This window comes from Catenulispora yoronensis (assembly GCF_039531695.1).
Classification (GTDB): Bacteria; Actinomycetota; Actinomycetes; order Streptomycetales; family Catenulisporaceae; genus Catenulispora; species Catenulispora yoronensis.
This window is the reverse complement of record NZ_BAAAQN010000046.1, coordinates 1-19,390: the sequence shown is the minus strand read 5'-3', so window position 1 is coordinate 19,390 and position 19,390 is coordinate 1. Positions and strand designations below refer to the sequence as shown.

16 protein-coding genes are annotated in these 19,390 nt (G+C 72.9%); 9 read left to right on the top strand and 7 right to left on the bottom strand.

Annotated features, from left to right (window positions below; translation table 11 throughout):
* Window positions 1-92: 92 nt before the first annotated feature.
* Window positions 93-1,412 (bottom strand): D-alanyl-D-alanine carboxypeptidase family protein, encoded by a 1,320-nt coding sequence (locus ABD481_RS30900; protein ID WP_344669334.1) that lies wholly within the window; start codon window positions 1,410-1,412, stop codon window positions 93-95.
* A 105-nt stretch (window positions 1,413-1,517) separates the two neighbouring features.
* Here ABD481_RS30900 and ABD481_RS30895 point away from each other — a divergent pair, with 105 nt between their 5' ends.
* Together ABD481_RS30895 and ABD481_RS30890 are read left to right on the top strand one after the other, a co-directional pair.
* Window positions 1,518-2,258, top strand: a complete 741-nt coding sequence (locus tag ABD481_RS30895; RefSeq protein WP_344669333.1) for a helix-turn-helix domain-containing protein — start codon at window positions 1,518-1,520, stop codon at window positions 2,256-2,258.
* 29 nt (window positions 2,259-2,287) lie between these two features.
* Window positions 2,288-4,885 carry a VIT domain-containing protein gene (locus ABD481_RS30890; RefSeq protein ID WP_344669332.1) on the top strand — a complete coding sequence of 866 codons (2,598 nt, stop codon included), beginning with the start codon at window positions 2,288-2,290 and terminating at the stop codon, window positions 4,883-4,885.
* Window positions 4,886-4,894: 9 nt separating this feature from the next.
* On the opposite strand, the gene ABD481_RS30885 is transcribed toward ABD481_RS30890, so the two are convergent.
* On the bottom strand, window positions 4,895-6,517 hold the full coding sequence (locus ABD481_RS30885; RefSeq protein ID WP_344669331.1) for a GMC family oxidoreductase: 1,623 nt from the start codon (window positions 6,515-6,517) through the stop codon (window positions 4,895-4,897).
* 328 nt (window positions 6,518-6,845) lie between these two features.
* Between ABD481_RS30885 and ABD481_RS30880 the strand changes: the two genes are divergently transcribed.
* Together ABD481_RS30880 and ABD481_RS30875 are read left to right on the top strand one after the other, a co-directional pair.
* On the top strand, window positions 6,846-7,184 hold the full coding sequence (locus ABD481_RS30880; protein ID WP_344669330.1) for a hypothetical protein: 339 nt from the start codon (window positions 6,846-6,848) through the stop codon (window positions 7,182-7,184).
* A gap of 85 nt (window positions 7,185-7,269) precedes the next feature.
* Window positions 7,270-7,821: a YdeI/OmpD-associated family protein gene (locus ABD481_RS30875; RefSeq protein ID WP_344669329.1), complete on the top strand. Its 552-nt coding sequence runs from the start codon at window positions 7,270-7,272 to the stop codon at window positions 7,819-7,821.
* Window positions 7,822-7,846: 25 nt separating this feature from the next.
* Here ABD481_RS30875 and ABD481_RS30870 read toward each other — a convergent pair whose 3' ends face one another.
* Window positions 7,847-8,611, bottom strand: coding sequence for a methyltransferase domain-containing protein (locus ABD481_RS30870; RefSeq protein WP_344669328.1), 765 nt, complete (start codon window positions 8,609-8,611; stop codon window positions 7,847-7,849).
* A 28-nt stretch (window positions 8,612-8,639) separates the two neighbouring features.
* Here ABD481_RS30870 and ABD481_RS30865 point away from each other — a divergent pair, with 28 nt between their 5' ends.
* Window positions 8,640-9,068, top strand: coding sequence for a MerR family transcriptional regulator (locus ABD481_RS30865; protein WP_344669327.1), 429 nt, complete (start codon window positions 8,640-8,642; stop codon window positions 9,066-9,068).
* On the opposite strand, the gene ABD481_RS30860 is transcribed toward ABD481_RS30865, so the two are convergent.
* The 3 genes from ABD481_RS30860 to ABD481_RS30850 form a co-directional block, all read right to left on the bottom strand.
* Window positions 9,008-9,529, bottom strand: a complete 522-nt coding sequence (locus ABD481_RS30860) for a hypothetical protein (protein ID WP_344669326.1) — start codon at window positions 9,527-9,529, stop codon at window positions 9,008-9,010. The two genes, ABD481_RS30865 and ABD481_RS30860, sit on opposite strands and share 61 nt — an antisense overlap.
* A gap of 270 nt (window positions 9,530-9,799) precedes the next feature.
* Complete coding sequence (locus ABD481_RS30855) at window positions 9,800-12,304, bottom strand: ABC transporter permease (RefSeq protein WP_344669325.1); 2,505 nt, start codon at window positions 12,302-12,304, stop codon at window positions 9,800-9,802.
* Window positions 12,301-13,062, bottom strand: a complete 762-nt coding sequence (locus ABD481_RS30850) for an ABC transporter ATP-binding protein (protein ID WP_344669324.1) — start codon at window positions 13,060-13,062, stop codon at window positions 12,301-12,303. Before ABD481_RS30850 ends, ABD481_RS30855 begins: the two co-directional genes overlap by 4 nt.
* A gap of 335 nt (window positions 13,063-13,397) precedes the next feature.
* On the opposite strand from ABD481_RS30850, the gene ABD481_RS30845 reads away from it, so the two are divergent.
* From ABD481_RS30845 to katG, 4 genes are all read left to right on the top strand, one after another.
* Window positions 13,398-14,642 carry a sensor histidine kinase gene (locus tag ABD481_RS30845; protein WP_344669323.1) on the top strand — a complete coding sequence of 415 codons (1,245 nt, stop codon included), beginning with the start codon at window positions 13,398-13,400 and terminating at the stop codon, window positions 14,640-14,642.
* Entirely contained in the window at window positions 14,630-15,271 is a 642-nt protein-coding gene (locus tag ABD481_RS30840; RefSeq protein ID WP_344669322.1) for a LuxR C-terminal-related transcriptional regulator, read from the top strand. Before ABD481_RS30845 ends, ABD481_RS30840 begins: the two co-directional genes overlap by 13 nt.
* A gap of 242 nt (window positions 15,272-15,513) precedes the next feature.
* Window positions 15,514-15,933 carry a Fur family transcriptional regulator gene (locus ABD481_RS30835; RefSeq protein ID WP_344669321.1) on the top strand — a complete coding sequence of 140 codons (420 nt, stop codon included), beginning with the start codon at window positions 15,514-15,516 and terminating at the stop codon, window positions 15,931-15,933.
* A 48-nt stretch (window positions 15,934-15,981) separates the two neighbouring features.
* On the top strand, window positions 15,982-18,225 hold the full coding sequence (katG, locus tag ABD481_RS30830; protein ID WP_425559329.1) for a catalase/peroxidase HPI: 2,244 nt from the start codon (window positions 15,982-15,984) through the stop codon (window positions 18,223-18,225).
* 45 nt (window positions 18,226-18,270) lie between these two features.
* Here katG and ABD481_RS30825 read toward each other — a convergent pair whose 3' ends face one another.
* Window positions 18,271-19,026, bottom strand: a complete 756-nt coding sequence (locus ABD481_RS30825) for an NAD-dependent epimerase/dehydratase family protein (RefSeq protein ID WP_344669320.1) — start codon at window positions 19,024-19,026, stop codon at window positions 18,271-18,273.
* Between the last annotated feature and the right edge of the window lie 364 nt (window positions 19,027-19,390).

Genomic DNA, 19,390 nt, shown 5'->3' with positions numbered 1-19,390 from the left:
CAGTCAGGCACTCAGTAGTCAGGCATTCCGCGCCGGCGAGCGGCGCCCGGTCCCTCAGGGAGCGGGCGCCGTCGGCGTTTCAGCGGTCAGGGTTACCGGCGGCGGCTGCGGCGGCCGGCGGCGTGCGCCCCGAGCGGGACGGCGAGGGCCGCGGCGGCGGCGAGCAGGCCGAGCCACAGGGCGTGGGAGGTCGCCGAGTCGGAGGACGAGCCACCGGTCCGGGTGTACCGCAAGACCACTACCGACGGGGGCAGTGAAGAGTCGACGCCACTGCCAGGTGAGGCCGTGTTCTCGTTGCCGGTTCTCGTGCCGAGTGAGGACGAGGTCTGCGACGGCGCTGCGGTGTCCGGGGAGTCCGGCGCGGTCGGGGCCGGCGTGAGCGGCGTGGTCGGGGCGGGGGTGGTCGCGGCCGGGCTCGTCGCGATCGGAGCGGTCGGGGTGGTCGGCGCGGCGGAGGTTGTCGCGGCCGGCGTGGTCGGCGTGGCGGTCGGCGCGGTCGCCGGCGGCGCGCCGACCTGTGCGCCCGATCCGGTGCCCAGCGTGCCCACGGCCTTGACGCGGCCGTCGGCGGCCAGCCCCCAGTCCATCAGCTTCGCGGCCTGATCGAAGATGTCGGTGCCGCCGAGCATCAGGGTCTCGATGACCGTGTGGCCGTCGCGGGTCGCGGCGCCGACGTAGGTGTGGCCGGCCTTGGTCGTGATGCCGCCCTTGATCCCGATCATGCCCGGGTAGGTCATCAGCATCGGGTCGTGGCTCTTGAGCGCGATGCCCTTGCCGCCGGGGCCGGGGAACGTGGCCTGCTTCAGCGCGCAGTAGGAGCGGAAGTCCGCGTTGTGCAGGCCGGCGCGCGCCAGCAGCGCGAGATCGTAGGAGCTGGTGACCTGACCGTTGGCGTCGTAGCCGTCCGCGTCGGCGACGACGGTGTCGTGGGCGCCGAGCGCGCGGGCCTGCTTCTGCATCAGCGCGACGGTCGTGTCCAGTCCCCCGGCCAGGTGCGCGAGTTCGGCGACGGCGTCGTTGGCGGAGTCGATGAAGGTGGCGCGCCACAGATCGGCGACGGTGTAGGTGACGCCCGCGGTCATGCCGACCACGCTGCCGTCGGGCTCGGCGGCGAAGTCGGAGGCCTTCGGCGTCACGGCGAGCGTCGGCGACAGGCGCGGGATGAGGGTGTCGGCGGTCAGGACCTTGAGAGTGCTGGCCGGGTAGAGCTGCCGGTGCGGCGCCTGTTCGGCGAGGATCTGGCCGGTGTCGTAGTCGGCGACGACGTAGGAGACCACGTCGAGGTCCGGCACCGCCGGGACCGGGTCCGCGGCGCGGGCCGGCGGCGGCGCGGCCGACAGCGCCAGCACCAGGACCGCGAGCAGCGCGGCGGTGCGGGGAACAGGGGCACGCGAGCTCAGCCTGACCGCCACACGCCGGACCGTATCAGGGCTTCGCGGTGCTGCTCCACAGAGGTCGCCGCGAGTGATCCGACATTCGACGTTGACACTGTCATATGACAGTGTCACGATGGAGTCGTGAACGGAGAACCGGCGCGGTGGACCATCGACCGGCTGGCGCGGCTGACCGCGGCGGCGTTGGCCTCCGGCGCGCCCGCCGCCCAGCCCAACGGCCGGATCAGGGAGGTGCCCGACGTGCGGACCATCCGCTACTACACCTCGATCGGGCTGCTGGACCGGCCGGCCGCGATGCGCGGGCGGACGGCGCTCTACGGCCGGCGGCACCTGGCGCAACTGGTGGCGATCAAGCGGTTGCAGGCGGCCGGACTGACGCTGACCGAGGTGCAGGAGCGGCTGCTCGGGACCGACGCGGCGGCGGTGGAGCGGATCGCGCTGCTGCCCGTGGACGGGGATCTGGACGCGATGGAGGCGTTCTTCACGCAGAACGAGCTGGAGGTGCTGGACCGACTCGACGACGAGCGAACGACCGGTCAGGCGGACGACGCCGGAACGGATGCGGATATTACGGACACTACGGACGCTGACGGGTTCACCGAACCGCGGCGGCGGTTCTGGTCGGCGCGCCCCGCGACGGCCTCCGCCGGCCATGACGAGGAGGCCGCCGCCGAGGAGGACCTGTCGTGGCAGCTCCCAGCCGTCCCGTCCCTGCTGTCCGGCGTCCGCCTGGCGCCCGACGTCACGCTGCTGCTGACGGCGCGCCCCGGCCCCGGGCCGGACGCCGCCGACCTGGCCGCCATCGCCGAAGCGGCGCGGCCGCTGCTCGACCTGCTGCATCGACTCGGGTTGTCGGAGTCCTGACTTCCCGATCTTCCTAAGGGGGAACTGGCATGACTGTTCGAACCGGATCCGTGGACGTCTTCGAGGTCGCCGAGGAGGTGCCGCGGCTGGCGCCCGAGGGCGGCCTCGGCGCGCTGCGGACCGAACGCGGCAACCTGCCGCTGGAGCTGGTCGACGTCCGCGCGGCGGTGGTCGGGCTGGCCGTGCGCACCGAGCTCGCGCAGGGCTTCCACAACCCGTACGACGAGCCGTTGGAGGCCACGTACGTCTTCCCCCTGCCGGACCGGGCGGCGGTGACCCGGCTGCGGATGGAGACGGCCGACCGCGTCGTCGAGGGCGTGGTGAAGGAGCGGGAGACCGCGCGCGCCGAGTACGACCAGGCGGTCTCCGAGGGCCGCCGGGCCTCGATCGCCGAGGAGGAGCGGCCCGGGGTGTTCACGCTGCGGGTCGGCAACATCATGCCCGGCGAGCGGGTGGTGGTGCGCACGACGCTGTCCGGCCGGCTGCCCTACGAGGACGGGCAGGCCACGTTCCGCTTCCCGCTGGTCGTCGCTCCGCGCTACATCCCCGGCGCGCCGCTGCCCGGCGGCGCGGTCGGCGACGGCACGGCCGCGGACACCGACCAGGTCCCGGACGCCTCGCGGATCAGCCCGCCGGTGCTGCTGCCCGGCTTCCCGAACCCGGTGCGGCTCTCGATCGAGGTGGCGGTGGACCCGACCAGGCTGCCGCTGGCCGGGCTGGCGTCGAGCCTGCACGGAGTGTCGGCGGCCGAGGACGGCGCGCGGCACGTGGTGCGGCTGGACCCCGGGGCGCGCTGCGACCGGGACTTCGTGCTGCGGCTGGGGTACGGCGGGCAGGCCGCGGCCACGTCGCTGGTGGTGGCCCGGGACGCGGTGATCCGGGACGCGGTGGTCGGCGATGGCGATGGTGCTGACGGCGGCGCCGAGCGTGGCCTCACCGACGGCGCCGGCCACGGCGCGGCGGACCGCGGCGGCGCGGACGGCACCTTCCTGCTGACCGTCCTCCCGCCGGAGCCGACCGGCGCCGTCCGCCCGCGCGACGTGGTCCTGGTCCTGGACCGCTCGGGCAGCATGAGCGGCTGGAAGATGACGGCGGCCCGGCGCGCGGCGGCCCGCATCGTCGACACCCTGACCGCCGCCGACCGGTTCGCCGTGCTGGCCTTCGACCACGACATCAGCACCCCGCCGGACCTCCCGGACGACCGCCTGTCCGCGGCCACCGACCGGCACCGCTTCCGCGCCGTGCAGCACCTGGCCGCGATCGAGGCGCGCGGCGGCACCGAGATGGCCCGGCCGCTGCGCCGCGCCACGGACCTGCTGGCCGCCGCCGGACCGGAGCGGGACCCGGTGCTGGTGCTGGTCACCGACGGCCAGGTCGGCGACGAGGACGCGCTGCTGTCCGACCTGTCGGCGGCGCTGTCCGGGCTGCGCGTGCACACCGTCGGCATCGACACCGCGGTCAACGCCGGCTTCCTGAACCGGCTGGCGACGGCCGGCGGCGGCCGCTGCGAGCTGGTGGAGTCCGAGGACCGCCTGGACGAGGCGATGGACGCCATCCACCGCCGCATCGGCACCCCGCTGGTCACCGGCCTCCGGCTGACCGGCGCCGACGGCTTCGCGCCCGATCAGGACTCGATCACCCCCTCCCGCCTGCCCGACCTGTTCTCCGGGGCCCCGCTGGTGGTCGCCGGGCGGTTCGCGGCCCCGGACGGGACCCCGGCCGGCTCCCTTTCCCCGACCGGCGCCCTGCTCCTGACCGGCACCGCCGCCGACGGCTCCGCCTGGAGCCGCCAGGTCGCGGCGGTCGCGGCCGAGGACGCCGAGCTGGCCGCGTTCTGGGCCCGGGGCCGGGTCCGGGACCTGGAGGACCGCTACGTCTCCGCGTCCACCGGCCAGGACGAGCTGGAGCGGGCGATCGTCGACACCTCGGTCCGCTTCAACGTCCTGTCGCGCTTCACCGCGTTCGTGGCCGTGGACACCGTCGTGGTGAACGAGAGCGGGACGCTCAAGCGGGTCACCCAGCCGGTGGACCTGCCGGCCGGGTGGGAGATGCAGAAGGACGTCGCGCTGCCGGTCAGCATGCCGATGTACGGCGCGCCGCCGCCCGCGCCGATGCCGGCCTCCGCCCCGCCGATGGCCTCCGGTGCGTCGGTGAAGCTTTCCAAGCGCACCATCGCCGGCGACGAGATCTTCGCCAGCATCGCCGCCGACAGTCTGGACCTGGAGGCGCGGTCGACGAAGAGTGTGCGGACCCGGGCTCCGCAGCCGCAGCCGCCGCGTCCGGGCGGACAGCCGGGAGCGGCTCCCGCCGGCCCGGCGCAGGCGCCGTCGCCCGAGCCGAGCGCGCCGCGGCCGGACGCCGAGGCCCTCGACGCGTTGGCGAAGCTCTGGCTTTCTCGTCTGAGCGAGGTCGCGGGCCGGCCGGAGGACGAGCAGGAAGCCTTGGTGCACGAGGTGCGGTCGGTATTCCGCGACCTGGAACTCCCCGACGCCCTCACCGCCGCCCTGAACGCCTTCTGGAACGGCACCGGCGACCAGCAGGCGGACACCGCGGCCCGCCTCGAAGCCGCCGTCACCTTCCTGAAGGCCCTGCTCAAGCCCGAGCGGCGCCCCTTCTGGAAGCGGTGACCGACACCGTCAGCCCTCGATCATCAACGCCGCCGCGTGCTCCCCGATCATCAGCGCGGCGGCGTTGGTGTTCCCGCCGACGATGCTCGGCATGATCGAGGCGTCGGCCACCCGCAGCCCCGCCACCCCGCGGACCCGCAGCGCCGGGTCCACGACCGCGCGCTCGTCGACGCCCATCCGGCAGGTGCCGACCGGGTGGTAGACGGTCGTGGCGCGGTTCGGGAGCTCGGCGGCCAGTGCGGCGCGGTCGGCGTAGGACGAGCCCGGGGACGACTCGCCGGCGACCCGGCCGCCGAGGCCGCGGTGCGCCATCGCCTCGCGGACCAGCTCCATGCCGTCGAGCAGCAGCTCGGCGTCGGCCGGGTCGCGCAGGTAGGCCGGGTCGATCAGCGGGGCGGCGGTCGGGTCGGCCGAGGCCAGCCGCAGGGTGCCGCGGCTCTTGGGGTAGATCAGGGTCGGCATGACGGTCAGGGTGCGCCGGGGATCGGCCTTGTGCCGGACCGGGGCGTCCTGGTTCGGGCCCGGATAGGACCAGGGCAGCACATGGAGTTGCAGGTCGGGGACGGCGTCGGCGGCCGGGCTGCGGACGAAGCCGACGGCCTCGAACACCGTGCGGCCCACCCAGGTGCCGCCGCGCGTCAGCTCCTTGAGGAAGCCGCGGGCGAAGTACGGCGCCGTGCCCTTGTTCCGTGCCTCGGGCATCAGGAAGCACATCGGCACGAACAGGTGGTCGTGCAGGTTGTCGCCGACCGGCAGGTCCTCCGCGACCTCGATGCCCAGGGAGCGCAGGTGCTCGGCCGGGCCGATGCCGGACAGTTGCAGCAGCTGCGCCGAGCCGAACACTCCGGCGCTCAGCACCACTTCGCGCTCGGCGCGGATCACCTGCCGCGCGCCGCTGTCGGTGATGATCTCGACGCCGACCGCGCGGCCCTTCTCCAGCACGACGCGCGCCACGGTCACCCCGGTGGCGACGTCCAGGTTCGCCATGCCGTGGTCGTCCAGGTAGCCGACCGAGGAGCTGTAGCGCAGGCCGGCGTCGGCGCTCTGCTGGACGATCGCGATGCCTTCCTGGGACTCGGCGTTGTAGTCGTCGAGCACCTTGACGCCGGCGGTGTCGGCGAAGGCCTCCATGAAGCCCAGGGTCGCGGTGGTCACGTCGGTCTGCCGCCGAACCTTGATCGGGCCGGATCCGCCGCGGAACTCGGTGTCGCCCTCCTCCCAGCTCTCCAGCTTCTTGAAGCTGGGCAGCACGTCGGCGTAGGACCAGCCGGCGCAGCCCTCGGCGGCCCAGGAGTCGTAGTTGGCGGCGTTGCCGCGCACGAACAGCATGCCGTTGACCGAGGCGGAGCCGCCGAGCACCTTGCCGCGGGTCTGCGGGACCCGACGGCCCAGCGCGTCGTCCTGCGGCACCGAGTAGTAGCCCCAGTCCAGGCGCTTCTTCAGCTGCGGCACGCTGTGCACGGCCGCGATCAGGCCGGGCTTGCGCACCAGCGTGGTGCGGTCGGACCCGCCGGCCTCCAGCAGCAGGACCTTGGCCCCGGTCGCGGCCAGCCGGGCGGCCAGCACACAGCCGGCGCTGCCCGCTCCGACGACGATGTAGTCGGCCTGTCCGGCCACCGAACGCTGCGCCATGGGACGTTCCCCTCCCGCGGCCCGCGCCGCGCGATCACGTTAGGTCGCTGCACTGTAGGGGTGAGGGCGTGAGGGTTCAATAGCCATCTTCGGCTGGTCGGCGCGCCCGGTTCGGCGCCGGATCCGTGGCCCGATCCAAGGCCCGATCCGACGCCGGACCCGGCACTTGATCCGGCACTTGATCCGACACCAATTCCGGCACCGGTGAGCAGCACTCCGGAGCAGGCCTCCAGCCGGGCTCCGCACGGACCGGAGGGCCGACCCGGTATCACAGGGCTCGAACACGCGCGGTATCACCGCGCTCACTCTGTGCCAAGGAGGAGAACCCATGCGCCCCACGATCGGCAGCAAGACCCTGCGCACCTCAGCGCTGCTGGCCTCGGCCGTCGCCGGCCTGGCCGTGGTGCCGGCCGGCACCGCCTCGGCCTGGCCCGGCCCGACCAAGATCTACTGCGCCAGCACCACCGCCACCGGCGTGTCCACCGTCAACTGCACCAACGACCTGTTCAACTTCTCGTGGTTCCAGTCCTGGAGCCACAGCGGCGACACCGGCGTGAGCATCTACCAGCCCTACGCGCTCACGCTGACCTGCGTGTCCGGTGCCGCGGTCAGCGTCACCCTGCACGTCTCGGACGGCAACCCGTCCTGGTCCGGCACCTGCGCCTGACCAGGGACGTATCCGTAGCAAGCAGCTGAGGGAGTGCGCCGGGGTAGTCAAGGCCCCGGCGCACTCGCGCGTATTCTGGACCGCCATGGACACCCTGGAGTTCGCCGACGGCCCCGCCTGGGAGTCCTGGCTGGAGACGCACCACGACGACGCCTCGGAGGCCTGGCTCCGCATCGGCAAGCGCAACTCCGGAGCGCCGTACCTGTCCATCGCCGACGCTCTGGACGGCGCCCTGAGCTTCGGCTGGATCGACGGCCAGCGCCGCGGCCTGGACGAGGTCTCCTTCCTCCAACGCTACTCCCCGCGCGGCCGGCGCAGTCCTTGGTCGCAGCGGAACGTGGACAACGCCGAGGCGCTGATCGCCGCCGGACGGATGCGGCCCGCGGGCCTGGCCGCGATCGAGGCCGCCAAGGCCGACGGACGGTGGCAGCGGGCCTACGAGCCGCAGAGCACTGCCGAGGTGCCGGCCGAACTGGTCGCGGCCCTGGCTGCGGACGAGGCGGCCGGGGCGGCCTTCGCGAAGCTGGGGCGGTCGGAGCAGTACCTGCTGATCCTGCCGTTGCTCAAGGCGGGAACGGAGAAGTCGCGGGCGACGGCGGTCGCCAAGGCGATCGACTCGCTCAAGCGGGACGAGTGACGTCGGGCATCGGGGCCTGAGCCGACTACGCCTCCCCCGCCGCGACGAACATCGGCAGCGCGACGAAGATCCGATCCCGGCGGGCGCGGTCGGCCTGCTCGGCGAGCCAGCCCTCGTCGTCGGTGAGGCGGCGCAGCAGGGCCAGGGCCAGGTCGCCGGTGAGAAGCAGGGTATGGACTTCGACGACGACGTTCGTGAAGCCGGCGTCGAGCAGCAGGGCACGATGGCGGCGGGCGACGCGTGGCGACGGGAACGTGTCGGCCTTGGCGTGGACGAGGCGGCGGGTGGCGGCCGGGTCATCGGAATCGATGACGATGGTGTCCCAGTCGGAGCCGAGCAGAACCGCGCGGCCGCCCGGGGCGAGGACGCGGCGCGCCTCGGCCAGGGCGCGGGGCGGATCGTCGAGCAGGTGCAGCACCTTGTCGGCGCGGTAGCCGGCGGCGGAGCCGGTTTCGAGGGGCAGGTCGTAGGCGCCGCCGAGGCGGAACTCGGCGGCCGGCCAGCGGTCGCGGGCCGCGGCGATCATGACCGGATCGGGGTCGACGCCGAGCGCGCGGGCACCGCGATCGGCCAGCTCGGCGACCGCTCGGCCGCCGCCGCAGCCGACGTCGACCACGGTGTGGTCGGCGCGGTCGGTACTGTCGGTGTGGTCGGTGTGGTCGGCGTGGTCGGTACTGTCGGCGTGGTCGGCGCAGTAGCCGAGCAGCTCGTAGGAACGGCTACGCAGCGCAACGCTCTGCGGCTGGGCATCTCCGGCGTCGAGGACGGCCAGCAGACTCGAAGTGGACATGTGCCCCATGCTCCGACTTAATGTCGACATGAAGTCAAGCCCACTGACGATCGGCCAGGTAGCCGACCACTTCGGCCTGCCGACCCACGTCCTGCGGCACTGGGAGTCGGTGGGCCTGCTCACCCCGGCGCGCGCCGAGGCCGACCGCCGCCGCTACTCCCCCGACGACCTGGTCCGCATCGCCACGATCGTGGCTCTGAAGCGCGCCGACATGTCGCTGCCGGACATCGGCGCGTTCCTCGACACCCTCCACACCCCCGCACGCAAGGAAGTACTGCGGCGGAACCAGACCGAGCTGCGCGCGAAGATGGCGGCGCTCCAATCCGCGCTCGACCTGGTGGAGGCGGGCCTGAAATGCACGCACCAGGACATCGCCACCTGCCCGACCTATCGGGCTCAGCTCTCCGAGTCGGTGAGCGGGGTCGACGGGATCGGCGCGGTCGACGGGCAGGTGTGATTATCTCCGGGCACTGATACCGAATTGAGCAGCGGCGGTGCGTCGTCGTCGCACACGAAGACGAACTCGACCCCGCTGGTATCAGCCCGGACCGCCATCTGGCCGGGTAGCGTCAGTGGCGGATAGGGTGCCCAGGCGACCTCTGCCGCGTCCAGCGCGCCGATCACGTCCTCATAAGTCGGCTCCCCCGGAAACGCCTCGCACCCCGGCCGGTCGGCATACGGCAGCTGGACTTCGGCCTGCCAGGTCTGCAGGCAGATCAGGTTCACCCGCCGGCACCGGCAGACCCAGAGCTCGGCATCGCCGAGGCCGAGCAGCCGAGGCCAGGCCCGGCGGTTCGAAACAATCATGTCGAACGTCTCGCCGTGGACCCGCTCCACGTCGGCCAGCTGCGCGCCGATCGCGATCTCACCGATCGATGCCGCGTCGGCGAACTGCGCGAGACGGTTCACCAAGGTCATCAGGCGATGATGTCACGCCGGCCCCCCCAGGCGGCGTGCCCGCCTCCGGGGAGGAAACGGAGCCTGGAACTCCTTGACGGGCACGCCGGTCATGGGGTCGCGTCGTCGCGGCGCGGATACCGGAGTAACGCGCCGCGCGGTCCGGGAAGTTCACTGTCGACGCCCTCGGCCCGGACCGGTTTTTCTGTTACCCGGTCCGGGACCGCTGACGCCACTCAGTCCCTTGAGGTTTCGGACTCACCGGCTCGACGCGCCGGGTGGATGCCCGAACTATTCGATCCGCGGCGCGCGCCGCCGCAGGATGCTCCGCCCCGGCAGCAGCACCGCCGCCGCTCCCGGGATCGCGACCGCCGCCACCATCCCGAGGCAGGCCAGCGGCGGGATGGAGAGCATCGGCAGGCCGACGACGCCGGCCGCGTAGGCGAACAGCGTCACTCCGGCGACGGCGGCGCCGACCAGGGTGCCGGTGCCGATGATGATCACGGTCTCCAGGCGCAGCGACCGCAGCAGCTGGTCGCGGGTAGCGCCGACCAGCCGGAGCAGGGTCAGTTCGCGGCGGCGGGACGCGGTCGCGACGCCCAGCGTGGTCACCACGCCGACCAGGATGAAGCCGGCGATCGCGAACACCGCGATCAGGCCGACCAGGCCGTCGTGGCGGGCCTGTTCGGTCAGGGCGCTGCCGTAGTCGGCCGCGGAGGCGGTGTGCAGGCCGGCGAACCGGGTCGTCAGGGCACTGAGGTCGGCGGGGCCGTCGACCAGGACGTAGTCGTCGAGCGGGGTGGCGGCGTGCGCGGCCACCAGGTCGCGGGGCAGCAGCACGTCGCCGAAGCCGAGCCCCCGGTCGTAGAGCGCCACCACTTTCAGCGTCACCGGTGTCCCGTCGCCGAGCCACAGCTCGCGGGTGTCGCCGACCTTGGTGTCGTGCGCGACGTTCGAGCTCAGAGCGACGGTGCCGGGCTCGTTGAGCCCGGCCAGCGAGCCGGCGGTGACCTGGGCGTCCAGGGTCCGGGCCGAGCCGCCCGCCAGCCCTTGGGCCTGGAGCGACTGCAACGAGGTGTCGAGATTCCACACCGGCATCACCACCGTGGTCCGCTTCACGGCGGTGACGTCGGCCGCGCCCGGCAGGGCCTTCGCGGCCTCGTAGGCGCCGTGCGGGATCCCGGGGCCGGTGGAGGTCAGCACGTGCTCGGCGCGCATGCCGTCGCGGGCCTGGACGGTGGTGGCCTTGGTGGTCGTCGTCTGCGCGAACACCTGGACCCCGGCGAACGACAGCGCCAGCGCGATCGGGGTGATGACGGCGGCCATCCGGACCGCGGCGGCACGCGCCGAGGTGGCGGCCAGGCCGCCGGCGATCGGGGAGAACCGGCGCAGCGGCGCGCCCAGCAGGCGGATCCCGGCGCGGGCGATCCACGGCCCGAGCAGTGCCACGGCCCACATCAGCGAGATCACCAGGCCGGCCAGCGAGGAGGTGGCGGCCTGCCCGCCGGCGGTGAAGGCCAGCACCAGCATCAGCACGCCGAGAGCCGCGAACACCAAGCCGATCGCGACGCGCCAGCGCGCCGGGCGGCTGGGTTCGACGGCGCTCTCGCCGAGGGCCTGCACCGGCTTGATCTTCGAGACCCGGCGGGAGGCCAGCCAGCCGGTGCCGACGGTGGCGAGGACGGTGACCAGGGCGGCGCCGAACACCGGGATCGGGCTCAGCGCGAGGGTGAAGCCAGCGGGCAGCGCGCCTTGGGCCACCATCACCGACTTCAGCAGCGCGCCGAGGCCGAGCGAGGCCATTCCCCCGATCAGCGCGGCCGGGATCGCGATCCTCGCCATCTCGCGCACGATGATCCGGCGGACCTGGCGCGGAGTGGCACCGACCGCGCGCATCACGGCCAGTTCGCGGGTGCGGTCGCGCACCGACAGGTCCAGCAGCCCGGAGACGACGAGCAGGGCCACCAGCAGCCCGGCGCCGCCCAGCGATCCGGCGTTCGCCACGGTGTCCAGGCGTGAGGCCTGGACGCCGGGATGCTCGACGTCGCCGCGCGCCGCGCCGGTCGCGACGGACAGGCCAGGCGCGGCGTGCTTCAGGGCGGAGGCGGAGACGTGGGCGCCGGCGGCGGGCAGGACGGCCAGCGCGTCGGCGCGGTCGGGGTGTCCGGACAGCGTCGCAGCCTGCTGCTGGGTGAAGTACAGCGTGTCGGCGGGGCCCGCGGCACTGATGCCGGAGACGCGGTAGCTCTCCAAGGCGCCGTCGATCTGGAGGGAGACGTCGGCGCCGGGGCGCGCGCCGAGCCGGGTGGCGGACGCCGGGTCGAGCACCACGTCGTGCGCCGAGGCCGGGGCCTGGCCGGAGGCGAGCGCGGGCGAGGTGAGCTTGGCGGAGTCCCAGCCGTGGCCGGTGAGCGTCTGTGCCGGTGTCGGTGTCGCTGCTGTGGTCGGGGGCGGTGTCCCTGTCGCTCCCCTGGCCCCCGCCGGAACCGCCACGACCGGCACCGAGAAGTCGGCGACCACGTCCCCGACCCCGGCCACCGCCCGCAACGCCCCGGCCTGCGCGACCGGCACCCGGTTCGGCTCGACCAGGGGCCGGCTCTCCACGTTCTTGTCGTCGCCGCTGCCCTTGACGACCGTGATGCTCTGCTCGCCGTGCACGACCGCGGCGGCGGAGGCGTAGCGCTCCACGGGGCCGTGGGACCTCAGGCCGGACTCGATCAGCACCCCGAAGGCGCCCAGCACCATGGCCGCCGCCGCCAGCGCGACGGCGACCCCGAAGGCGATGCCCTTCCTCACAGCGTCTCCCAGCGGGTCAGGACCGTGGCGGCGGTCGGGGCGGCGAGCTCGTCGACGATGCGGCCCTCGGACAGGAACAGCGCGCTGTCGGCCCAGGCCGCGGCGGTCGGGTCGTGGGTGACCAGCACCACGGTCTGGCCGGTGGCGTCGACCGCCTCGCGCAGCAGCCGCAGGACGTGCCCGGCGGTGCGCGGGTCCAGGGCGGCGGTCGGCTCGTCGGCGAACACGATCTCCGGCCGGGTGACCAGGGCCCGGGCCACCGCGACCCGCTGCTGCTGCCCGCCGGAGAGCTGGGCCGGCTTGTGGGCGAGGCGCTCGGCCATGCCCACGCGGTGCACGACCTCGGTCAGCCAGCGCGGGTCGGCGGTGCGGCCGCCGAGGAACAGCGGCAGCGTGATGTTGCGCTCGACGTCCATCGAGGGCACGAGGTTGTAGCCCTGGAACACGAAGCCGACGCGGTCCCGGCGCAGCCGGGTGAGCTGGGCCTCCTTCATCCGCCCCAGGTCGGTGTCGCCCAGGCGGACCCGGCCGGAGGTCGGGCGGTCCAGCCCGGAGGCGCAGTGCAGGAAGGTGCTCTTGCCCGACCCGGAGGCGCCCATGATCGCGGTGAAGCTGCCGCGCCGGAAGCTCCAGCTGACGTTGTCCAGGGCGGTCACGCGGCCGTACTGCTTGGTCACGCGCTCCAGCGTCACGGCGGCGCCGCCGGGGTCGGCGGCCGGGCGTCCGGCGGTCGAGGGGGCGGCGTTCGGGGCGGGCATAAGGCGTCTCCTGCGATCGGCGATAGGGCGGTGGGGCGGTAATGCGGTGGGGCGGTACGAGTTCGGCAGTCCGGCAGTCCGGCAGTCCGGGGGTCCGGCAGTCCGGCAGTCCGGCAGTCCGGGGGTCCGGCAGTCCGGCAGTCCGGCAGTCCGGGGGTCCGGCGGGCCGGCGGGCCGGTTCCCCGACCGGTTCCGGTACGCCTTCGACGCTAGTTCTGGATCTTTCTCGGCCCCAGCCGCCTGGACCCCCGATCCGGGGTGTAGCCCGCTTCACCACGAAGGCGGGGGTCCACCGGGCCGACGCCCCGCCACCTCGGCTTTAGAGTTGGGGGGACATGAAGATCCGCGCCGTGTTCGTCCGACACCTCGTCCGGAGCCTGCGCGCGACCTGGTACCTGGTCGCGGGCCTGCGGACCGCACTGCCCGCGCTGCTGGGCGTGTGCCTGCTGCCGCTGGCGCTGCTGCTGGCGTTCGGCGTGCCGGGGCTGCCCTGGGTGGCCGGCCGGATCCGGGCCCTGACCAACGTCGAGCGGCGCCGCGCGGCCCGGATGCTCGGACAGCCGATCCGCGAGCCGGTCCCGCCGCGGGCGATCACCCCGTATCAGCAGTATTTCTCGCTGATGCGCTCGGGCGGGTTGTGGCGGGACATCGCGTGGATGATCGTGCACGGATTCACCGGGCTGCTCATCCCGGTGGTCTCGGTGGAGATCTGGTTCGGGATCCCGTGGGACCTGGCGCTGCCCTTCTGGTGGTGGACCCAGCCGCCGGGCTCGCTCGGCGCGTTCCTCCAGATCTACACATGGCCGCAGGCCATCGTCTATCCGCTGATGGCGGCGGCCGTGCTCACCCTGTTCCAGCTCTGGATCCAGCCGCTGCTGGCCCGGTTCCAGGCCTGGTACGCCAAGCGGCTGCTCGGCCCGACGCACGAGACCGAGCTGGAAGCCCGCGTCGAGGCGCTGACCGAGACCCGCGCCCAGGCCCTGGAGGCGCACGGCGCCGAGCTGCGCCGCATCGAGCGCGATCTGCACGACGGGACCCAGGCCCAGCTGGTCGCCGCCGCGCTGCGGCTGGGCCTGGCCGACCAGCAGTTCGACACCGACCCGCACCGGGCCCGCACGCTGATGCTGGACGCCCGGAGCGGCATCGAGGACGCGCTGACCGAGCTGCGCACCGTGATCCGGGGCATCCACCCGCCGATCCTGAGCGATCGCGGGCTGGCCGGCGCGGTGCGGGCGCTGACCGCCGGGCGGCCGATGCCGGTGAGCGTGGACATCCCGGACCCGGACCGCCGCTGCCCGGCCGCGGTGGAGGCGGCCGCGTACTTCGTGGTCGCCGAGGCCCTGACCAACGTGGCCAAGCACAGCGGCGCCGCGCACGCGACGGTGGCGCTGCGCCACACCGGGCCATACTTGACCGTCCGGATCACCGACGACGGCCGCGGCGGCGCCGACCCCGCGGCGGGCAGTGGCCTGGCCGGCATCCGGCGCCGGGTGGCCGCGCTGGACGGCGTGACCCGGATCGACAGCCGCGCCGACGGGAGCGGGACGACGGTGGAGGTGGAGTTGCCGTGCGGCTTGTGATCGCCGAGGACAACGTCCTGCTGCGCGAGGGTCTGCAACTGCTGCTGACCACGCTGGGCCACGAGGTGGCGGCGGTGGCCGGCAGCGGCCCCGAGGTGGTGCCGACGCTGCTGGAGCACCGGCCCGACGTGGCGGTGCTGGACGTCCGGCTGCCGCCGGGCTTCCGCGACGAGGGACTGCGGGCCGCGATCCAGGCCCGCAAGCTGATGCCGGGCCTGCCGATCCTGGTGCTGTCGCAGTACGTGGAGGAGACCTACGCCGCCGAACTGCTGCGCGACGGCGCCGCGGGCATCGGCTACCTCCTGAAGGACCGGGTGGCCCGGGTCTCGGAGTTCCAGGAGGCGCTGGAGCGGGTCGCGGCCGGCGGCACCGCGCTGGACCCGGAGGTCGTCTCCCAGCTGCTGACCCGCCGCGACCCGCTCGACTCCCTGACGCCCCGCGAGCGCGAGGTGCTGGCGCTGATGGCGCAGGGGCTGGACAACACCACCATCGCCGGATCGCTGGTGATCACGGAGCGGTCGGTGAGCAAGCACATCACCAACATCTTCCAGAAGCTGGGGCTGCCGCCGGACGAGGGCGGGGACCGGCGGGTCCGGGCGGTACTGGCGTTCCTGGAGGCGGGGTCCTGAGGGTCCGCGCCGGCTGAGCCGTCCGGCGCGGGTGCGCCGCGTCCGCCGGACCGGGTCCACGGACCACGTCCGCCGGACCGGGTCCACCGGACGGGCCTCGGCATCCCCTCGCGCCGCGGCGATCCGCCCGAGCACATGCTTCCCGGCCGCCCCATGATGGATCCGAGCCTCCGACCGGCCCCTTAAAAGTTGCAGGACTCATTATCTTGAACTATTCAGGTATGCATGGATAGGTTGAGGCCATGACCCCCGCCGAGGAGCTTCGCGGCGCCGGCCTGCGGGTGACGGCGGCGCGCGTGGCGCTGCTGGAGACCGTGCGCGCCGGCGACCATCTGGACGCCGACGCGGTCGCCGCCGGGGTGCGCGGGCGGGTCGGGCACGTGTCGTTGCAGGCCGTCTACGAGGCTCTGCACGCGCTGACCGCCGCCCGGCTGATCCGGCGCATCGAGCCGGCCGGCAGCCCGGCCCGTTATGAGGGCCGAGTCGGGGACAACCATCACCACCTGGTGTGCCGCGGCTGCGGCGCGGTGGTCGACGTCGACTGCGCGGTCGGCGCCGTCCCGTGCCTGGAGCCGTCCGACGACCACGGTTTCACCATCGACGAGGCCGAGGTCGTCTATTGGGGCCTGTGCCCCGCCTGCTCAGCCCGCCCCAGTTCCTGATCCATCGCAGAGTCGCGAGAACCGCCAGATCCGGAAGGACAGCTGAAGATGTCTGAGAACCACGGCGAGATAGACGTCGACATCGACCACCGCCCCGACCCGAACATGGAGGGCGGCTCCGGCGGCTGCCCGGTCGCCCACGGCCGCGCCGCGCACCCCACCCAGGGCGGCGGCAACCGGCAGTGGTGGCCGGAGCGCCTGAACCTGCGGATCCTGGCGAAGAACCCGGCGGTGGCCAACCCCAACGGCGCCGGCTTCGACTACGCCGCCGCCTTCAACACCCTGGACCTGCCGGCGGTCAAGGCCGACATCGCGGCCGTGCTCACCGACTCCCAGCCCTGGTGGCCGGCCGACTTCGGCAACTACGGCCCGTTCATGATCCGGATGGCCTGGCACAGCGCCGGCACCTACCGGATCAGCGACGGCCGCGGCGGCGGCGGCACCGGCCAGCAGCGCTTCGCCCCCCTGAACTCCTGGCCGGACAACGCCAGCCTGGACAAGGCCCGCCGCCTGCTGTGGCCGGTGAAGAAGAAGTACGGCCAGTCCCTGTCCTGGGCCGACCTGATGATCCTGGCCGGCAACGTGGCCCTGGAGACCATGGGCTTCACCACCTTCGGCTTCGCCGGCGGCCGCCCCGACGTCTGGGAGGCCGACGAGGACGTCTACTGGGGCCCGGAGCAGACCTGGCTCGGCGACGAGCGCTACACCGGCGAACGCCACCTGGAGGAGCCGCTGGGCGCGGTCCAGATGGGCCTGATCTACGTCAACCCCGAAGGCCCCAACGGCAACCCCGACCCGGTGGCCGCCGCCCGCGACATCCGCGAGACCTTCGGCCGGATGGCGATGAACGACGAGGAGACCGTCGCCCTGATCGCCGGCGGCCACACCTTCGGCAAGACCCACGGCGCCGGCCCGGCCGACAACGTCGGCCCGGAGCCCGAGCAGGCGCCGCTGGAGCAGCAGGGCCTGGGCTGGCAGAGCGGCTTCGGCACCGGTGTGGGCAAGGACGCGATCACCTCCGGCCTGGAGGGCATCTGGACCGACACTCCCACCGCCTGGGACAACAGCTTCTTCGAGATCCTGTTCGGCTACGAGTGGGAGCTGGAGCACAGCCCGGCCGGCGCCAACCAGTGGAAGCCGAAGGACAACGCCGGCGCCGACACCGTCCCGGACGCCTTCGACAGCGCCAAGAAGCACCAGCCCACGATGCTCACCACCGACCTGTCGCTGCGCTTCGACCCGGTCTACGAGCAGATCTCGCGCCGCTTCCTGGAGCACCCCGACCAGTTCGCCGACGCCTTCGCCCGCGCCTGGTACAAGCTCACCCACCGCGACATGGGCCCCCTGGCCCGCTACCTCGGCCCCGAGGTCCCCGGCGAGGTCCTGCTGTGGCAGGACCCGGTCCCGGCCGTCGACCACCCGCTGATCGACGCCGCCGACGCCGCCGACCTCAAGGCCCGCATCCAGGCCACCGGCCTGACCGTCCCCCAGCTGATCTCCACCGCCTGGGCCGCGGCCTCCTCCTTCCGCGGCAGCGACAAGCGCGGCGGCGTCAACGGCGCCCGCATCCGCCTGGAGCCCCAGAACGGCTGGGAGGTCAACGAGCCGGACAAGCTGGCCCCGGTCCTGCGCACCCTGGAGGGCGTCCAGGAAGCCTTCAACGCCACCGGCAAGAAGGTCTCCCTGGCCGACCTGATCGTCCTGGCCGGCGCCACCGGCGTCGAGCAGGCGGCCAAGAACGCCGGCTTCGACGTCACCGTCCCCTTCCACCCGGGCCGCACCGACGCCACCCAGGACCAGACCGACGTCGAGTCCTTCAGCGCCCTGGAGCCCAAGGCCGACGGCTTCCGCAACTACGAGGGCAAGGACACCCGCCTGCCGGCCGAGTACAACCTGGTCGACAAGGCCAACCTCCTCAACCTCTCGGCCCCGGAGCTGACCGTCCTGCTCGGCGGCCTGCGCGTCCTGGGCGCCAACCACAACAACACCGACCACGGCGTGTTCACCACCACCGTCGGCACCCTGACCAACGACTTCTTCGTGAACCTGCTGGACCTGAACATCACCTGGAAGCCGACCGGCCCGGACTCCACCACCTTCGAGGGCCGCGACCCCTCCGGCACCACCAAGTGGACCGGCACCCGCGCCGACCTGGTCTTCGGCTCCAACTCCGAACTCCGCGCCCTGGCCGAGGTCTACGCCGGCGACGACGCCAAGTCCAAGTTCGTCACCGACTTCGTCGCCGCCTGGTCCAAGGTCATGGACCTGGACCGCTACGACCTGCACCAGTAACCACACCCCAGAAGCCCCGCCCGGACAGCACCCCCGGGCGGGGCTTCACCCATACCGCGCAACCCACCCCAACCCCACCCGCGCCTTCTCCGTACTCAGGCCACTCCCCGAGCCACCATGTATATGGAAGACCTCGTATCCCCCGACCCGCCGCACAGCCGCATCAACAGCAGCAGCCAAATCACTGGCAGCCAACGCGAAAAACGGCCTCCCGTCCGCAAATCGCACCTGCACCGGCTCGGGAAACACCACCGGCAGCGCCCACCGAGGCCACACCGCATCAGGCGTCGGCCAAGCCAACCGCAACACCGTGACACTCATCCCATAGGCCTCAGCCGCAATCCGACAAACCTGCTCCGCCAACCGCTTACTGACGCCATAGACATCAGAAGCATCCGGCTCCACCGCCTCATCAAGCACCCGATCCGCAAGCGCCACCGGCCCATCCGCGAACACCGACAAACTACTGATCAACACCGCCCGCCGAACCCCAGCCTCCCGAGCAGCCGCCAACGTCGCATAAACCGAGGCAACATTCACCTCAAAAGAACGCCCCAGATCCGGATACGGCCAATGCACATCGGACCGCCGCCCCATCGCAGCATGCACCACGACATCAACCCCCTCGAGCGCCCCCGCCAACACCCCGGAATCAAGGGCACTACCGGCCACATGAACAACACCCTCAGGCGCCCCCACCGGCGCCACCGGATCCAACACCCGAATAGAATGCCCGCCGGCCAGCCCAGGAAGCATCAGGGAGCCGACATAGCCTGACCCCCCGACCATCAGGATACGCATTCACCGACGGTAGCAGCCCCCTGCGGGTCTATGAGCAGCTGAACAACGCAGCAACCACGCAGCGACCGCACAACACCACCCACCCGAGACAACGACTCGAATCGGCGCCACCCGCCCCCACTGAGACTCGACCCGGCGGCCGGACCCCCAAGCCACCCCCGGGACCCTTGAGATCCGACCCGGCAGCCGCACTCCCCCTCCCCCACCCCGGCCGCCGAGATTGTCAGTCCCCTGCCCGGGTTTTCGGTTCGTTCCCCTCGGTCACGTCGGCAGGGCTTTGCCTACAGTGCCGCCGACCGGGTGTCCAGTCCACGCTGTACGCAACCGCCGCCAACACCTCAAAAGCAAGCGCGTGGACTTGACA

What these genes read in the sequence shown, in the direction of transcription:
- ABD481_RS30890 (WP_344669332.1), top strand. Translation starts at nt 2,288, where the DNA reads ATGACTGTTCGAACCGGATCCGTGGACGTCTTCGAGGTCGCCGAGGAG.
- ABD481_RS30885 (WP_344669331.1), bottom strand. Translation starts at nt 6,517, where the DNA reads ATGGCGCAGCGTTCGGTGGCCGGACAGGCCGACTACATCGTCGTCGGA.
- ABD481_RS30880 (WP_344669330.1), top strand. Translation starts at nt 6,846, where the DNA reads ATGCGCCCCACGATCGGCAGCAAGACCCTGCGCACCTCAGCGCTGCTG.
- ABD481_RS30875 (WP_344669329.1), top strand. Translation starts at nt 7,270, where the DNA reads ATGGACACCCTGGAGTTCGCCGACGGCCCCGCCTGGGAGTCCTGGCTG.
- ABD481_RS30870 (WP_344669328.1), bottom strand. Translation starts at nt 8,611, where the DNA reads ATGTCCACTTCGAGTCTGCTGGCCGTCCTCGACGCCGGAGATGCCCAG.
- ABD481_RS30865 (WP_344669327.1), top strand. Translation starts at nt 8,640, where the DNA reads ATGAAGTCAAGCCCACTGACGATCGGCCAGGTAGCCGACCACTTCGGC.
- ABD481_RS30860 (WP_344669326.1), bottom strand. Translation starts at nt 9,529, where the DNA reads ATGACCTTGGTGAACCGTCTCGCGCAGTTCGCCGACGCGGCATCGATC.
- ABD481_RS30850 (WP_344669324.1), bottom strand. Translation starts at nt 13,062, where the DNA reads ATGCCCGCCCCGAACGCCGCCCCCTCGACCGCCGGACGCCCGGCCGCC.
- ABD481_RS30845 (WP_344669323.1), top strand. Translation starts at nt 13,398, where the DNA reads ATGAAGATCCGCGCCGTGTTCGTCCGACACCTCGTCCGGAGCCTGCGC.
- ABD481_RS30835 (WP_344669321.1), top strand. Translation starts at nt 15,514, where the DNA reads ATGACCCCCGCCGAGGAGCTTCGCGGCGCCGGCCTGCGGGTGACGGCG.
- katG (WP_425559329.1), top strand. Translation starts at nt 15,982, where the DNA reads ATGTCTGAGAACCACGGCGAGATAGACGTCGACATCGACCACCGCCCC.
- ABD481_RS30825 (WP_344669320.1), bottom strand. Translation starts at nt 19,026, where the DNA reads ATGCGTATCCTGATGGTCGGGGGGTCAGGCTATGTCGGCTCCCTGATG.